At 72.2% G+C, this 14,809-nt stretch carries 17 protein-coding genes and 1 pseudogene; 12 read left to right on the top strand and 6 right to left on the bottom strand.

Annotated elements, in window-relative coordinates:
* Positions 1–48: 48 nt before the first annotated feature.
* From FGW31_RS14920 to FGW31_RS14900, 5 genes are all read left to right on the top strand, one after another.
* Positions 49–813 (top strand): redox-sensing transcriptional repressor Rex, encoded by a 765-nt coding sequence (locus FGW31_RS14920; RefSeq protein WP_142193894.1) that lies wholly within the window; start codon positions 49–51, stop codon positions 811–813.
* Positions 810–2,522 carry a glutamyl-tRNA reductase gene (locus FGW31_RS14915; RefSeq protein WP_142193893.1) on the top strand — a complete coding sequence of 571 codons (1,713 nt, stop codon included), beginning with the start codon at positions 810–812 and terminating at the stop codon, positions 2,520–2,522. The genes FGW31_RS14920 and FGW31_RS14915 overlap by 4 nt, the downstream gene beginning before the upstream one ends.
* Entirely contained in the window at positions 2,519–3,514 is a 996-nt protein-coding gene (gene hemC / locus FGW31_RS14910; RefSeq protein ID WP_142193892.1) for a hydroxymethylbilane synthase, read from the top strand. Before FGW31_RS14915 ends, hemC begins: the two co-directional genes overlap by 4 nt.
* On the top strand, positions 3,511–5,208 hold the full coding sequence (locus tag FGW31_RS14905) for a bifunctional uroporphyrinogen-III C-methyltransferase/uroporphyrinogen-III synthase (RefSeq protein ID WP_142193891.1): 1,698 nt from the start codon (positions 3,511–3,513) through the stop codon (positions 5,206–5,208). Before hemC ends, FGW31_RS14905 begins: the two co-directional genes overlap by 4 nt.
* 78 nt (positions 5,209–5,286) lie before the next feature.
* Positions 5,287–5,574, top strand: a complete 288-nt coding sequence (locus tag FGW31_RS14900; RefSeq protein ID WP_142193890.1) for a methyltransferase — start codon at positions 5,287–5,289, stop codon at positions 5,572–5,574.
* A gap of 57 nt (positions 5,575–5,631) precedes the next feature.
* Here FGW31_RS14900 and FGW31_RS14895 read toward each other — a convergent pair whose 3' ends face one another.
* Positions 5,632–5,835 (bottom strand): DUF397 domain-containing protein, encoded by a 204-nt coding sequence (locus tag FGW31_RS14895; RefSeq protein WP_142193889.1) that lies wholly within the window; start codon positions 5,833–5,835, stop codon positions 5,632–5,634.
* Positions 5,832–6,671 carry a helix-turn-helix domain-containing protein gene (locus tag FGW31_RS14890; RefSeq protein ID WP_142193888.1) on the bottom strand — a complete coding sequence of 280 codons (840 nt, stop codon included), beginning with the start codon at positions 6,669–6,671 and terminating at the stop codon, positions 5,832–5,834. Before FGW31_RS14890 ends, FGW31_RS14895 begins: the two co-directional genes overlap by 4 nt.
* Before the next feature lie 335 nt (positions 6,672–7,006).
* Between FGW31_RS14890 and FGW31_RS36230 the strand changes: the two genes are divergently transcribed.
* The 4 genes from FGW31_RS36230 (at position 7,007) to FGW31_RS14870 (ending at position 9,870) form a co-directional block, all read left to right on the top strand.
* Positions 7,007–7,126, top strand: a complete 120-nt coding sequence (locus tag FGW31_RS36230; RefSeq protein WP_373303473.1) for a putative ATP-grasp-modified RiPP — start codon at positions 7,007–7,009, stop codon at positions 7,124–7,126.
* A gap of 3 nt (positions 7,127–7,129) precedes the next feature.
* Positions 7,130–8,110, top strand: coding sequence for an ATP-grasp ribosomal peptide maturase (gene tgmB, locus FGW31_RS14880; RefSeq protein ID WP_142193887.1), 981 nt, complete (start codon positions 7,130–7,132; stop codon positions 8,108–8,110).
* The gene (gene tgmC, locus FGW31_RS14875; RefSeq protein ID WP_142193886.1) at positions 8,107–9,309 is read left to right on the top strand and encodes an ATP-grasp peptide maturase system methyltransferase; all 1,203 of its coding nucleotides are present in this window, start codon (positions 8,107–8,109) and stop codon (positions 9,307–9,309) included. The genes tgmB and tgmC overlap by 4 nt, the downstream gene beginning before the upstream one ends.
* A gap of 129 nt (positions 9,310–9,438) precedes the next feature.
* Positions 9,439–9,870 (top strand): ATP-binding protein, encoded by a 432-nt coding sequence (locus tag FGW31_RS14870; RefSeq protein WP_142193885.1) that lies wholly within the window; start codon positions 9,439–9,441, stop codon positions 9,868–9,870.
* Positions 9,871–9,882: 12 nt separating this feature from the next.
* Here FGW31_RS14870 and FGW31_RS14865 read toward each other — a convergent pair whose 3' ends face one another.
* Entirely contained in the window at positions 9,883–10,542 is a 660-nt protein-coding gene (locus tag FGW31_RS14865; RefSeq protein ID WP_142193884.1) for a DUF4232 domain-containing protein, read from the bottom strand.
* Between the two features lie 277 nt (positions 10,543–10,819).
* On the opposite strand from FGW31_RS14865, the pseudogene FGW31_RS14860 reads away from it, so the two are divergent.
* Positions 10,820–10,996, top strand: a pseudogene (locus FGW31_RS14860) (helix-turn-helix domain-containing protein); the annotation flags it as partial.
* Between the two features lie 53 nt (positions 10,997–11,049).
* On the opposite strand, the gene FGW31_RS14855 reads toward FGW31_RS14860, so the two are convergent.
* Both FGW31_RS14855 and FGW31_RS14850 read right to left on the bottom strand, forming a co-directional pair.
* Positions 11,050–11,904 carry an NmrA family NAD(P)-binding protein gene (locus FGW31_RS14855; RefSeq protein WP_142193883.1) on the bottom strand — a complete coding sequence of 285 codons (855 nt, stop codon included), beginning with the start codon at positions 11,902–11,904 and terminating at the stop codon, positions 11,050–11,052.
* Positions 11,901–12,368, bottom strand: coding sequence for a nuclear transport factor 2 family protein (locus FGW31_RS14850; RefSeq protein WP_142193882.1), 468 nt, complete (start codon positions 12,366–12,368; stop codon positions 11,901–11,903). The genes FGW31_RS14855 and FGW31_RS14850 overlap by 4 nt, the downstream gene beginning before the upstream one ends.
* Before the next feature lie 136 nt (positions 12,369–12,504).
* On the opposite strand from FGW31_RS14850, the gene FGW31_RS14845 reads away from it, so the two are divergent.
* Together FGW31_RS14845 and FGW31_RS14840 are read left to right on the top strand one after the other, a co-directional pair.
* Positions 12,505–13,125 (top strand): TetR/AcrR family transcriptional regulator, encoded by a 621-nt coding sequence (locus FGW31_RS14845; RefSeq protein ID WP_233452488.1) that lies wholly within the window; start codon positions 12,505–12,507, stop codon positions 13,123–13,125.
* A gap of 179 nt (positions 13,126–13,304) precedes the next feature.
* Entirely contained in the window at positions 13,305–13,784 is a 480-nt protein-coding gene (locus tag FGW31_RS14840) for an RICIN domain-containing protein (RefSeq protein ID WP_142193880.1), read from the top strand.
* Positions 13,785–13,832: 48 nt separating this feature from the next.
* Here the strand turns inward: FGW31_RS14840 and FGW31_RS14835 are convergent, their stop codons facing one another.
* On the bottom strand, positions 13,833–14,792 hold the full coding sequence (locus FGW31_RS14835; protein ID WP_142193879.1) for a D-2-hydroxyacid dehydrogenase family protein: 960 nt from the start codon (positions 14,790–14,792) through the stop codon (positions 13,833–13,835).
* Between the last annotated feature and the right edge of the window lie 17 nt (positions 14,793–14,809).

Raw genomic sequence — 14,809 nt, 5'->3', positions numbered from 1 at the left:
CCGGGGACGTATGACCGCCTGAAGCCCCGCTCTACCCGCAGGAGCACCGTGGCAACTGGCCGAACTCACCGACCGGCGACCCGTAGCCGAGGGATTCCCGAGGCCACCGTCGCCCGTCTTCCGCTGTACCTCCGCGCTCTGACCGCGCTCTCGGAGCGCTCGGTGCCGACGGTCTCCTCGGAGGAGCTGGCGGCCGCCGCCGGGGTCAACTCCGCGAAGCTGCGCAAGGACTTCTCCTACTTGGGCTCCTACGGGACCAGGGGCGTCGGCTACGACGTCGAGTATCTCGTGTACCAGATCTCCCGCGAACTCGGCCTCACCCAGGACTGGCCGGTTGTGATCGTGGGAATCGGTAACCTCGGCGCCGCCCTCGCCAACTACGGCGGGTTCGCCTCCCGTGGGTTCCGGGTCGCCGCGCTGATCGACGCCGATCCGGCGATGGCCGGGAAGCCCGTCGCCGGGATCCCGGTGCAGCACACCGACGAGCTGGAGTCGATCATCCGGGACAACGGCGTGTCGATCGGTGTGATCGCGACGCCCGCCGGTGCCGCCCAGCAGGTCTGCGACCGGCTCGTGGCCGCCGGTGTCACGTCCATCCTGAACTTCGCGCCGACCGTGCTGTCCGTGCCGGACGGCGTCGACGTGCGCAAGGTCGACCTCTCCATCGAGCTGCAGATCCTCGCCTTCCACGAGCAGCGCAAGGCCGGCGAGGAGGCCACGGCCGGTGCCGCGGCCGTGCAGGCCGCCGCCCGTGAGGAGACCTCCACCGACCAGGGACCCGACGGGGACGTGCCCGCCGTGATGCCGGCATGAGTCTCCTCGTCGTCGGACTGAGCCACCGCAGCGCGCCGGTCAGCGTGCTGGAGCGGGCCTCGCTGAGCGCGGACGCGCAGGTCAAGCTGTTGCAGGACACTGTCGCCGCCGAGCCGGCCGACGAGGCCGCGGTCCTCGCCACCTGCAACCGCATCGAGCTGTACGCCGACGTGGACAAGTTCCACGCCGGTGTCGCCGAGCTGTCCACGCTGCTCGCCCAGCACAGCGGCGTCGGCCTGGAGGAGCTCACTCCTTATCTCTACGTGCACTACGAGGACCGGGCCGTCCACCACCTGTTCTCGGTGGCCTGCGGGCTGGACTCGATGGTCGTGGGCGAGGGCCAGATCCTCGGCCAGATCAAGGACTCCCTCGCCCGCGCCCAGGAACTGCACACCGCGGGCCGGCTGCTGAACGACCTGTTCCAGCAGGCGCTCAGGGTCGGCAAGCGCGCCCACTCCGAGACGGGCATCGACCGTGCCGGACAGTCCCTGGTCACCTTCGGCCTGGAGCAGCTGGCCCTCGGTACGCCCGTCGAGGCGTGGGCCAGGGACAAGAAGGCGCTGGTCATAGGCGCCGGATCGATGTCCTCGCTGGCCGCCGCGACACTGGCGCGATCCGGTGTCGCCGAGGTGGTGATCGCCAACCGCACGCAGGAGCGCGCCGAGCGTCTCGCGCAGATACTGAGCGACGGCGACGACACGGACGTGCTGGCCCGCGCGGTACCGATGGGCTCGGTGCCGTTCGAGCTGACACGTGCAGATGTCGTGGTGTCCTGCACCGGCGCGACGGGACTGGTCCTGACGGCCGACGCGATCGCCGCCGGTGTCGAGACGCGGATCGGGCAGCAGCCCGCCGAAGCGCTCGCCGCGCCCGCCCCGGCCACGGAGGCCGCCCCGGCCGCGGGGACCGCCTCGGCGGCGGCGCCCGAGGAGGGCTGCCCGCTGGACCTGTCCGCCGTGCAGCCCGGTTTCTCCGTGATGGGAGAGGCGGCCGTCGCCGGCATGGACGCGGCGACGCTGGAGCAGCACGCCGCGTGGGTCGCGGGCGCGACCACCGACCGCCGGGAGACCGTCCGGACCGGTCCCGAGGCCGACGCGGAACTGATCGGCGCGCTGGCCGCGACCGCGTCCGTGGTCGGCCGGATCCCCGAGCGGCGCCGCCCGGAGCCGGTGGCCGAGCCGCCGCGCCCCGAGCCGGTGCTCTTCCTGCTGGACCTGGCCATGCCGCGCGACATCGACGCGGCCGCGCACCGCCTGGCCGGTGTGCGCCTGGTCGACATCGAGTCGCTCGCGGAGGCGTCCGCGGACGCTCCGATGGCTGCCGATGTGGACCAGGTCAGGCGTATCGTCTCCGACGAGGTGGCCGCTTTCGGGGCGGCGCAGCGGGCGGCACGCATCACGCCGACCGTGGTCGCCCTGCGCACCATGGCGGCCGATGTGGTGGCCGGTGAGATCGCCCGCCTCGAGGGGCGGCTTCCCGGCCTGGACGACAAGCACCGCGCGGAGATCACGCAGACCGTGCGGCGGGTGGTCGACAAGCTGCTGCACGCGCCGACGGTACGGGTCAAGCAGCTCGCGGCCGAGCCCGGCGGCGCCGGGTACGCGGACGCGCTGCGCACCCTGTTCGACCTCGACCCCGAGACGGTGGCCTCCGTCTCCCGAGCCGAGGAAAGCACCGAGAAGAACGCAGAGAACCGAGGGCCGGCATGACTGAGAAGGCACTGAGGCTGGGGACCAGGCGCAGCAAGCTCGCCATGGCCCAGTCCGGGCAGGTGGCGGATGCCGTGAGCCAGGTGACCGGACGGCCCGTCGAGCTCGTCGAGATCACCACGTACGGCGACGTCTCGCGCGAGCATCTGGCTCAGATCGGCGGCACGGGTGTGTTCGTGGCCGCGCTGCGGGAGGCGCTGGCGCGCGGCGAGGTGGACTTCGCGGTGCACTCGCTGAAGGACCTGCCGACCGCGCAGCCCGACGAACTGGTCCTGGCGGCGGTCCCGGTGCGCGAGGACCCGCGCGACGTGATCGTGGCGCGGGACGCGCTGAAGCTGGCCGATCTGCCGCGCGGCGCGCGCATCGGTACGGGTTCGCCGCGCCGCATGGCGCAGCTGAACGCGTACGCGCGCGGCCACGGCCTGGACATCGAGACGGTCCCGATCCGGGGCAACGTCGACACTCGCATCGGGTACGTCACGAAGGGCGAACTGGATGCGGTGGTGCTCGCCGCCGCCGGGCTGAACCGGATCGGACGCAGCGACGAGGTGACCGACTTCCTGTCGGTCGACACGGTCCTGCCCGCCCCCGGCCAGGGGGCACTGGCGATCGAATGCGCCGCGGACAACGCTGCGCTGATCGCGGCGCTCGCCGAGCTCGACGACCCGTTCACGCGGGTCGCCGTGACGGCGGAGCGGTCACTGCTCGCCGCCCTGGAAGCCGGCTGCTCCGCCCCCGTGGGTGCGTTGGCCGACCTTCCCCCACTCTCGGCTCCGCTCGAGCGGGGGGACCCCCAGGCCGACAGGCAGATTGTCAAGGAAATGCGCCTGCGCGGCGTCGTCGGTACGACCGACGGCTCCACGATGGTGCAGCTGTCCACCACCGGTCCCGTGCCCGAGACGCACGAGGCGGCGATGGCACTCGGTCGCGAACTCGCCACCGAGATGCTCGCGCAGGGCGCGGCCGGTCTGATGGGGGAGCGAGCACAGTGAGCCCCACCACCCTTCCCGCCCCTCCGGAACACGGGCACGTCACCTTCCTCGGTGCCGGACCCGGGGATCCGGGACTGCTGACTCTGCGCGCCGTGGAGGCGCTGGCGAACGCGGACGTCCTCGTCGCCGAGCACGAGGTGCTCGACGTGGTGCGCACGCACGCGCGGCAGGGCGTCGCCGAGGTGCACACGGATGCCGATCCGTCGGCTCCGGGCACGGGCACGCCCCAGCTGACGGTCGTTGACGGCGCGTCAACAACCGCCCCTGTCCCCGCGGTGAGGGATGCCGCACATCTTGTCATGGAGGCCGCGCGGGGCGGCAGGCGGGTCGTGCGTGCGGTGTCCGGTGACCCCGGGCTCGACGCGTACGCCGCCGAGGAGATGCTGGCGTGCGCCTCGGCCGGTGTGCCGTTCGAGGTCGTTCCGGGTATCGCGACCGCTGTCGGTGTGCCCGCGTACGCCGGTGTGCCGCTGCGGGACGCGCAGGGCGCGGACGTGCGGTTCGTCGACGCCCGTACCGCATCCGACCGGTGCTGGACGGAGGTCGGTGCGTCGGACGGCACGGTGGTCGTCTCCACCACGCTGGACTCCGTGGCCGCGGCGGCGGGCGAACTGGTGTCCGCCGGTCGCAAGCCCGACACCCCCCTGACGGTGACCGTCGCCGGTACGACGACGCGGCAGCGCACCTGGCAGGCGACGCTCGGCACGATCGCGCAGACGCTGAAGCAGGCGAAGGTGCTGCCGTCCCCGGACGGCGGCCGGCCGGTGATAGCCGTGGTCGGTGAGCGCAGTGCCGCCGCGCAGCGCGACCGGCTGGCGTGGTTCGAGTCCAAGCCGCTGTTCGGCTGGAAGGTCCTCGTTCCGCGGACGAAGGAGCAGGCGGCGTCGCTCTCCGACCAGTTGCGGTCCTACGGTGCCGTGCCGCACGAGGTGCCGACGATCGCCGTGGAGCCGCCGCGCACGCCGCAGCAGATGGAGCGGGCGGTCAAGGGCCTGGTGACGGGCCGCTACGAGTGGATCGCGTTCACCTCGGTCAACGCGGTCAAGGCGGTCCGTGAGAAGTTCGAGGAGTACGGCCTCGACGCGCGTGCCTTCGCCGGCATCAAGGTCGCGGCGGTGGGCGAGCAGACCGCGAACGCGCTGATCGCCTTCGGTGTGAAGCCGGACCTGGTGCCGAGCGGTGAGCAGTCGGCCGCCGGTCTGCTGGAGGACTGGCCGCCGTACGACCCGGTCTTCGACCCGATCGACCGCGTCTTCCTGCCTCGCGCCGACATCGCCACGGAGACGCTGGTCGCCGGGCTGATCGAGCTGGGCTGGGAGGTCGACGACGTGACCGCCTACCGGACGGTGCGTGCGTCGCCGCCTCCGGCGGAGACCCGTGAGGCGATCAAGGGCGGTGGCTTCGACGCGGTGCTGTTCACGTCGTCGTCCACGGTGCGGAACCTGGTCGGCATCGCCGGCAAGCCGCACAACGTCACGGTGATCGCCTGCATCGGCCCGGCGACGGCGAAGACGGCCGAGGAGCACGGCCTGCGCGTCGACGTCATGGCTCCCGAGCCGTCGGTGCACAAGCTGGCGGAGGCGCTGGCCGACTTCGGTATGCGCCGACGGATGGCGGCGCTGGAGGCCGGCGACCCGGTGACGCGGCCGAGCGAGCGGCGGCCGGGCGCGCGGAGACGCCGGTCGACGACCTGAGCCGTCCGGCGGCAACGTGAGGTCGTAGGCGTGAGGTGGTGGCGGGGTGTGCCGTGCGGCGCGTCCCGCCATCACGCGTTGCGGTCCGAGGACGACGACCGCTCCAAACGGGTCGAGACGGAACGCTTCAAGGCGTACACGTACGAGGAGCTGACCGCCCGCGACAAGGCCAACCTCGACATCACCTGGCTGCGCGACCCGAGCCTCGACGACGCGGACAACCTGCCCGCGCCCGAGGTGCTGGCCGCCGAAATCGTCGAGGACCTCCAGGCCGCGCTGGAGGAGTTCGCCGCGATCGCGGAGACCTTGCAGCAGGCTCGGGGGGAGGGCTCGGCGGAGGAGGTGGAGGCCCCGGCCGCCGACTGACACGTACACGTGGCCCGCACCCGTACATCCGGGTGCGGGTCACGTGTATTTGCTGCGTCAGCGCTCGGACGCGTACGGCAGGAAGGTCGCCCATGTGGCGGGGGTGAGGGCGAGGCGGGGGCCGTTCGGGTTCTTGGAGTCGCGGACGAGGATGTGAGCGGGGGCGGTGGCCACCTCGACGCAGTCGGGACCGTCAGACGTGCTGTAGCTGCTCTTTATCCATTCCGGCTTGGTGTCGGTTTCAGGGGAATTGAGCGTCATGTTCTTGTCTCTCCCAGTGCTTTCTCGATCAGGGGCAACGAATCCTGCGGGCTGAGAGCCTGGGCGCGCAGAGCTCCATAGCGGATGTCGAGGGCCGTCGTTTCCTTGGGGTCAGTCGTCGCTCTGCTGCTGAGGGGCGATTCACTGAAAGCGACTGTGGTTCCGCCCTTGAGCTTGAGCAGCCGGAACGAACCGCCGGTCCCGGAGTTCACCTCGCGGTCCAGGGGGAGGACCTGAAGGTCCACGTTGCGCAACCGAGCTACTTCCAACAGCCGTTCGAGCTGCTGGCGCATCACCATTCTGCCTCCCATAGGCCTGCGAAGCGTCGACTCGCACTGCACAAAGCTGAAGACGCGCCGCCCAGTCATGAGATCAAGGATCTCCTGGCGTGCCAAGCGTGCCGTGACCTGCTGCTCAACCTCCTCCTCGGTGAGCACCGGTCGATGTGCGTTGAACACGGCCCGTGCGTAGTCCTCGGTCTGCAACAGCCCATGGACGACGGAGTTGTTGTACGCGCACAGCTCAACAGCCTCCGCCTCCAGGTTCTTCAAGTCCCGTACCTTCTTCGGGTACCGGACCTCCGCCACGTCCTTCTTCATCGCGGAGATCTTGCCGCCCGCGCCCAGGACCTCGTCCGCCGCGTCCAAGTACTCCGGCCGGGGAATCCGCCGCCCCCGCTCCACGCAGGAGACCAGCTCCTCCCCGTACCCGATGGCTGCCCCGAACTCCGCCTGCGTAAGGCCGGCCGCCTCCCGCCACAGCTTCAACTGCCGGGTGACCGTACGCATCACGGCCCCGGCCTCTTCGTCGTCCAGCCCCGCTTCCCACTCGCCCATGTTCGCCGCCTCCCGTCGCGCGCCCTTCCCCGGACCAACTCCGGCCACCCGCGCCCGGTCACCCCGGGCAGGGCGGGCAGAAACCGGGCAGCCGGCGTACAGCCGTCGGCCGTACGAGCTGCACGTATGCACAGTGTGCACACGTGCGAGCACACTGAGTGGCGAGAATCTGGAACTCCGCATCGTGGACAGAGAAGGGACCCCCATGACAACACTCGCCCCCGAGGCCCCCTGGGCGCTGCGCCTGGTCACCGACCGGCTGCCGGTCGGGCCGCCGGCTCGACCCCGTCACGCAGATCGCCCGCTACGCCGATGCCACCGGGCGGCCGGTCGAGATGGGCAAGCACGGGACGTCGAGGACGACCGGTACCGCCTCCGTGTCCGGAGGCGGTGACGGGAACGGCCCGCAGCCCCAGACACAGGACGACAGCACCACCGACTGCGAATCGGACTGACTGATGGCCTCCACCGTCCTGGTCGTCACCGCGCTGGAGGACGTCACCGCGGACCTGGTCGTCGCTGCGCTGAACGCGCGAGAGGTGCCCGTCGTCCGAGTCGACCCCGCCGACATCGGGCCCGCCCTGACGTTCGGCTTCCGTATCGACGCGGACCGTCCGGCGTGGAGTGGGCGGCTGCGTACGGCGAGCCGGGAGGTGGAGCCGGGGGAGGTGGCGGCGGTGTACTACCGCCGCCCCACTCCGTACGGCACCCGGTTCGCGCATCTGCCCCGGCAGCAGGCGGATTTCGCCGCCTCCGAGGCGCGGCACGGGCTCGGCGGCGTCCTGAACGCCCTGTCCGGCGCCCGGTACGTCAACCATCCGGCCGCGGTGGCCCGCGCGGAGTCCAAGCCCGCCCAGCTCCGCAGGCTCGCCCGACTCGGGCTGAGGATTCCTCCGACGCTGATCACCAACGACCGTAAGACGGCACGGGAGTTCGCCGCCGTCCACGGTCCCGTCGTCTGCAAGACGTTCCGCGGCCTGCCCGCCGCCGACGACGGACAGGCCGGAGCGATCTGGACCCAGCGGGTCGACCCGGAGACCTTCGACGACACACTCACCGTGACCGCCCACCTGTTCCAGGCCGAGATCCCCAAGACCGGTGACGTACGCGTCACCGTGGTCGGCCGTCGTGTCTTCGCCCGGCAGATCGCCGCACCGGACGGCGCGCTGGACTGGCGCCGGGGCGACTGGGGCGCCCTGCTCCACGCGCCCATCACCGTGCCGCCGCCCGTCAAGGCGGCGCTGCACTCCTACCTGGCCTCGTTCGGGCTGGTCTTCGGCTGCTTCGACTTCGCGCTCACCGGTGACGGGGACGACCCGCAACACTGGACGGCGATCGAGTGCAACCCGAACGGCCAGTGGGGCTGGCTTCCCGACGCCTACGACATCACCGAGGCGTTCGCCGATCTCCTCACCGTGGAAAGGAAGGGCCGTTCATGACGCTGCCCGTCGACCTGGAAACCGATGCCGCGCGGCTGCGCGCCCTCATGGCGGAGGACCTCGCCGTACGCGGGGTGTTGGACGATCCGGCCTGGCGGGCGGCGGTGGAGTCGGTGCCCCGGCACCGGTTCGTGCCCGGCTTCTATCTGCCCGCCGACGAGCGAAACGGGCAAGGGCTGACCGTGTGGCAGCCGGTCACCGCCGCGCTCGACCACGGGCGCTGGCTGGCCGCCGCGTACTCCGACACCACGCTCATCACACAGTTCGACGGCGACGAACCCGACTGGGAACACCCGGCCGAACGCCACGGAGGGGCCCCGACCTCGTCCTCGACCCTGCCGTCGCTCGTGGTGCGGATGTGGGCCGACGCCGACGTCCGGGAGGGGCACACGGTGCTGGAGATCGGCACGGGAACGGGGTACTCGACCGCGCTCGCCTGCGAACGCCTCGGATCGGCCGGTGTGACGAGCATCGAGGTGGACCCGCACCGGCTGGAGCGGGCGGCGAGCGCGCTGCACGGCTGCGGTTACGCACCCACCCTCGCGGTCGCGGACGGGCTGTACGGGTGCTGGCCCGAGGCCCCGTTCGACCGGATCGTCGCCGCCTGCTCCTTCCGCGCCGTGCCCCAGACCCTGGTCGCCCAGACCCGGCCGGGCGGCAAGATCCTGCTGACGCTCTCCGGTTGGCTCTACGGGTACGCCCGCGTCCTGCTCACCGTCGCCGGGGACGGCACCGCCGAGGGGCGGCTGCTGGGCGGCACGGTCTCCTTCATGCCGGCGCGTACGCACGCGGCGCCGGCCTTCGGCAACCCCGCCCACTGGGCGGCGGAGCTGCCGGGGAAGGCACGGGTCGCCCGGCACGGTCCCGAGCGGATCACCGCCGCGACCGAGGAAGCCTTCCGCCTGCGCTTCCTCGTGCAGAGCGCCGTGCCCGACGCGCAACTGACCGCCGTCGGCGACGTCGTGCACCTGGTCGACGTGGTCACCGGGTCGGCCGCCATGCTGGCCCCGGACGGCGACGGCGGCTGGTGGGTGCGGGAGGGCGGGCAGGTGCGGCTGTGGGAGAACGTCGAGCGCCTCATCGACGTCTACGACGCGGCCGGACGGCCAGGACCGGAGACCTTCACCCTGTGCGTCCACGACGGCGGACAGCATCTGCGGCAACCGCAGGTGCCCTGCCTGCCGCTGCCGGCGCCCTGAGAGGACGAGACCCTGTGCCGCCTGACGCACCCGGGCAGCCCGGACGGGACCGGACACGCCACGGACACCCGGCGGTCGCACGACTCACCCGTCTTCACAGCGGAAACGCGACCCAACACGCTGGGTGACGTGAACCACGAAATCACTGTGCCGCGCAGTCCGCTCCACCAGTTCGCCGTGCCGCTGTCCGCCACCCGCCGGGGTGCCCGGCTGGCCCGGTTGCTCGCCGCCGAGCAACTGCGTGCGTGGCGGCTGCCGTTGGACCCGGCGCGGCTGATCGTCGCCGAACTGGCCGCGAACGCGGTGCTGCACGGCCGCGTACCGGGCCGGGACTTCCGGCTGGCCCTCATGGTCACCGCGCCCGGTGTGCTGCGGATCGAGGTGACCGATGCCAGGGGCGAGAGCGTGCCCGTGGCCGGGTGTGCGGCGCCGGAGCCCGGGGAGTCGGGCTACGGGCTGCTGCTGGTCGAGGAGTTGGCCGACCGTTGGGGTGTGGTGCGGGGCCCGGTGCCGTGCAAGACGGTGTGGGCGGAGGTGGCAATCCGGTGCGGGCTTCGGTGATGACGGTGCGGGTCAGCCGCCCTGGCCGGCGCTGCCGATCGGGCCGACCTTCACCGGGGTGCCGGAGCCGTCCGTGACGGGCAGCGTGGCGGCGCCCGGCCAGTCGAGGGAGACCGACTTCGTCTCGTCCGGCGGGGTCACCACCAGGCCCGTGATGCGGACGCCGGAGCCGCCCGAGTCGTTGACCGGGTACGTGATGCCGAAGGCGACCGACTCGCCGTCCTTCAGGACCGTTGAGGTCGCCTGCTGGCCGGTGCGCTTCGCGGACAGCGACCCCGCGCTGGTCTTCAGGTCGACACCCGCGTAACCCGAGATCGAGCAGTCCCGGCCGCCGCCGTTCGTGAACGTCACCGCGACGGTGCCGTCCGGGTCGCCGTCGATGGTGTTGTCCGTGGCCGTGACCTCCAGCTCGTCGGTGCGGCACTTGCCGACCTTGCCGTTGTTGTCGGAGCCGGTTCCGGTGGCCGTGCCCTGCTCTTCGCCCGAGCCCTTACCGGCGTTGGTCTCCGCGGCGCCCTGGCCCGAGTCGCTCGCACCCTCGCTGGTGGAGGGAGTGGTGGACGCGGCGGACGAGCTGCTCGGGCCCGCGGTGTCCTCGTCGTTCTGGCAGGCGGTGAGCGAGAGGCCCGCGACGACGGCCAGGGCGGCGATGGTGAGCTTGTTGATGCGCATGGTGTCTTCCTCCGTATGGGGCGGGGTGCCGGCCCGTCGGTACGAGCAAGCGCTTCCGAGCATCAAGAGCCGCCCGGCCCATCCGCCGTTTCGCCCAACAACCCGCTGCTACAGCCCTGTTACACAGTGCGCGGCACGGCCGTCGGCCAGTGGCACCGGAGCCGGGAGAACCGGGACACGGCGGCCCGGACGCCGGTGCCGCAGGCGGTAAAAGACCTAATAACTCCGGGGGAAAACCAAACCAACCAACCAAACCTCGCGTTCGTCACCTGGCCGGGTGAAAGTGGTGATCGGCAATCACCTCGCCCAGCACCGCGAGTTGTCGCTGACGACGATCGGGCTGGCGACGCACATCCTGTCGGTGCCCGAGGGCACGCCCGTCGACATCCGCAGCCTCGCCGAGCGCTTTCCCGAGGGGCGGGACCGGATCGCGTCCGCGCTGCGGGAGCTGGAGGACCGCATGCGCAGCCTGACCCCCCACCCGCCGGCCCCGGCGGCCCCGTTCCTCTAGAGGCCCCGGCCCGTCTCGCGGGCCGTCGCTGTGCGGAGGTCGTTCGGCGGGTGGCCGGTGAGGCGGTGGACGGTGTCGGTGGTGCGGTTCTCGGCGCCTTCGGCGATGGCGTGGTCCATGTCGGCCAGCAGCGCGGCGAACTGCGGCGGGATGCCCGCCGACTCGGTGAGGCGGTGGCGGACCTCCGCCACGGTCAGGCGGTGGTGGGTGACGGGGCGGCCGGTGACCTCGGTGAGGATCGTGGCGACGTCGTCGTGGGTGAGGGCCTCGGGGCCGGTCAGAACGAGGTCGGTGTTCGGGGCGTCGGTGTCGGTCAGGGCGTGCAGGGCCACGGCGGCGATGTCGTCGGCGTCGACGTAGGCGACGCGGCCGTCGCCGGTGGCCGTCGCGAACGTGCCGGTCGCGCGGATCGTCGTGGCGTGGAGGTGCGCGCCGGTGAAGTTCTGCATGAACCAGGAGGGGCGCAGCACCGCCCACTCGTCGAAGAGGGACGGGAGCACCTGGTGCACCTGGCCGACCGCCGGGCCGCCCGCCGGGACGGCGGAGGAGCTGAGGAGCACCGCACGGCGTACGCCCAGCGCCCGCGCGCGTTCCAGGAAGGGCAGCATGACCGCCGCCGGGTCCGGGTCGCCGACGGGCGGGACCAGGTGGACGCGGTCGGTGCCGGTGAGCGCGGCGTCGTGGGTGGCGGGGTCGTACCAGTCGAAGCGGACCGGCTGCGCGCCGGGAAGCGCGGCGCCGCGGCGGCCGGCCGCGCGGACGCGGTGGCCGGCGGCGACGAGGCGCGCGGCGGTACGGCTGCCGGTGGTGCCGGTGGCGCCGGTGACGAGGACGGTACCGGCGGAGGTCATCGAGTGCTCCCGGTGAAGTCGACGCCGGGCTCCAGCACGGCGAGGGGGTTCCAGTAGTCGCGGTAGCCGGTGATGAGGCCGTCCCGGAAGGTCACGACGGCGATGTACGTCATGTCGTACGGGGCGCCGGTGGCGACGACGCGGCCCACGCCGCGCATCTCGACGACCAGCGTGTCCGGGTCGGTGGTGCGGTGGATGCGCAGGTCGGGGATGTCGTGGAGGTCGATGTGGTCGGGGTAGTCGCGCATGTACGCGGCGACCGCCTCCTTGCCCTCCAGGCGCCGGGGCCAGCCCTCGGGTGCGAAGGGGAACTCCATGACGCCGTCCTCGGCCCACAGGTCGACCCAGGCGGGGACGTCCTTGGCCAGCAGCAGGCGCAGGCCCCGGCGGTAGACCGCCTCCGGTGACGAAGGGGCGGACGAGGGGGCGGACGAGGGAGTGGGGGCGTGGGGGTGTTCGGGCATGAGAGGGCTCCGTCCCGTAGGATGCGGACCGGCGGTCCGCTTTCAAGGACGAAGATACGGACCGGCGGTCCGTTTTGCAATGCGGGAAGGTGGCGGGAGTGCGGGAAGGCGGCGGCAGGTGACGGTGGAGCGGAAGGTGACCGTGGAGACGGAAGCGGGCGGCGGCGCGCACGCGCGCAAGCCCCGCAAGGACGCGGCGCGCAACCGGGCGGCGCTGCTCGCCGCGGCGGACGACCTCTTCGCCCGCTGCGCGAGCCCCGAGGACGTCACCATGTCCGACGTCGCGGCGGCGGCCGGTGTCGGCAAGGGCACGCTGTTCCGCGCGTTCGGCGACCGCACGGCACTGATCCGCGCGCTGTACGCGGCACGGCTCGAACCGCTGGAGCGCGCGGTGGCCGAAGGGCCGCCGCCGCTCGGCCCCGGCACGCCGCCGCTGGAACGGGTGCCCGCGCTGCTCGACGCCGTCCTCTGCTTCAAGTTCGACCACCGCCACCTTGCGCTGGCGCTGGAGGGAACGGGCGGCGACAGCCCCTACCGGGCGGAGCACTACGAGCGGTGGCACGCCCTGCTGCGCTCCGCCCTGGCCGACCTCCTCGACCCGCCCGACGCCGACTTCACCGCACACGCCCTGCTCGCCGCCGTACGCGCCGACCTGGTCGAGTACGTCGCGGGAACGCACGGAACCGGACGGGAGGAACTGCGCGCCCGGCTCGGCGAGTTCGTGCGGCGGGTGCTGGGGACGACCGGCGGGACGTGAGGCGTACGGGGGTCCGCCGTGTGCCGGTGTGCACGCGGGGTACGCCGCCGCGCCCGGGGTGCGGACGGGCGCACCGGCCGGCCGCGTGAATCGGCCCGCCGGTTGAGGAGCTGACGACCCGTCAAGGCTCTTGGTGTACGGGGCTTTTCGGCCCACGACCGAGAGACGAGGAGTCACTCGTGCCTGACCTGATCACGGCGCTGCCCATCGGCGCGGTGGGCATGTCCCACCACGTCACCGGGACGTACTTCATGTGCAACGACTGGCATGACGGCGTCAACAACCACGTGCAGACCTGGGCCGAGTTCCCGTTCCGGAAGAACACCACCGGCCACATGTGGTACCTCGTGGAGAACGGGGACGGGACCGCACGGATCGAGTCGTACGCCAACCGCCGCTGCCTGACCGTCGGCGCCAAGCACTCCGACATCGTCACCCTTCAGGAACGCACCGACAGCCTCCACCAGAACTGGCGGCTGGTCCGCCAGGACGTCAGCTCCGACAGCTACGTCATCGTCTCCGTCGTGCACCCGCGCTTCGCGCTCGCCATCGCCGACCACCACCAGCTCAACGACAAACTGCTGGGCCTGACCCGCCTGTGGGGCGGCGGCGTGCACCTGGCCCAGGTGTGGCGGGTGTTCCCCGCCAGTGAGTTCTGACCCCTGCCCGTCACGGTCCCGCCGCCCCGGCGACGCGCTCCGCAGGCGTCAGCCGAGGCGGCGGACCGGGGAGCCGTCGAGCCAGGCCGTGATGTCCTCGACGGCCTGCGTGTAGTACGTGCGGTAGTTGGCCCGGGACACGTAACCGAGGTGCGGCGTGGCCAGCAGACGGGGCGCGGTGCGCATCGGATGGTCGGCCGGCAGCGGCTCGGTGTCGAAGACGTCGACACCGGCGCCCGCGATCCGGCCCTCCCGCAGCGCCGCCAGCAGCGCCTCCTGGTCGACCAGCGCCGCGCGGGAGGTGTTCACCAGGTACGCGGTCGGCTTCAGCAGGGCCAGTTCGGCGGCGCCCAGCAGGCCCCGGGTGCTCTCGCCCAGCACCAGGTGCAGCGACACGAAGTCGCTGGTGCGCAGCAACTCCTCCTTGGAGGACGCCAGTTCCACGCCCACCTCGTCCGTGCGCTCCCTGGTGAGGTGCGGGCTCCACGCCGTGACCTCCATGCCGAACGCGAGCCCCACCGCCGCGACCCGGCTGCCGATCCTGCCCAGGCCGATCAGGCCGAGGCGGCTGCCGTGCAGGTCCGCGCCGACCGTCGACTGCCACGGGCCGCCCGTGCGCAGCGCGTGGTGCTCGGTGACGAGGCCGCGGGCCAGTCCCAGCAGCAGCGCCCAGGTCAGCTCCACCGGCGGCACGGCGGAACTCTGCGTGCCGCAGACGGTGACGCCGTTGCGTCCGGCCGCCGCGTAGTCGATGACCGAGTTGCGCATGCCGGAGGCGACGAGCAGCTTCAGCCGGGGCAGCCGGTCGAGCAGCGACGCCGGGAACGGCACGCGTTCCCGCAGCGTCACCGCGATGTCGAAGTCCGCGAGCGCGGTGGCCAGTTCGTCCTCGGTGGCGAAGTGCCCGGTGAAGGAGGTGACCTCCACCCGGTCCCGGACGGGGCTCCAGTCGGCGATCGTGGTGGCGATGTCCTGGAAGTCGTCGAGCACGGCACAGCGCAGCCGCATGGTGTTCCTCTCCGTGG

The sequence above is a fragment of the Streptomyces calvus genome, assembly GCF_006782915.1.
Classification (GTDB): domain Bacteria; phylum Actinomycetota; class Actinomycetes; order Streptomycetales; family Streptomycetaceae; genus Streptomyces; species Streptomyces calvus.
This window is presented reverse-complemented; position numbering and strand designations above follow the sequence as displayed.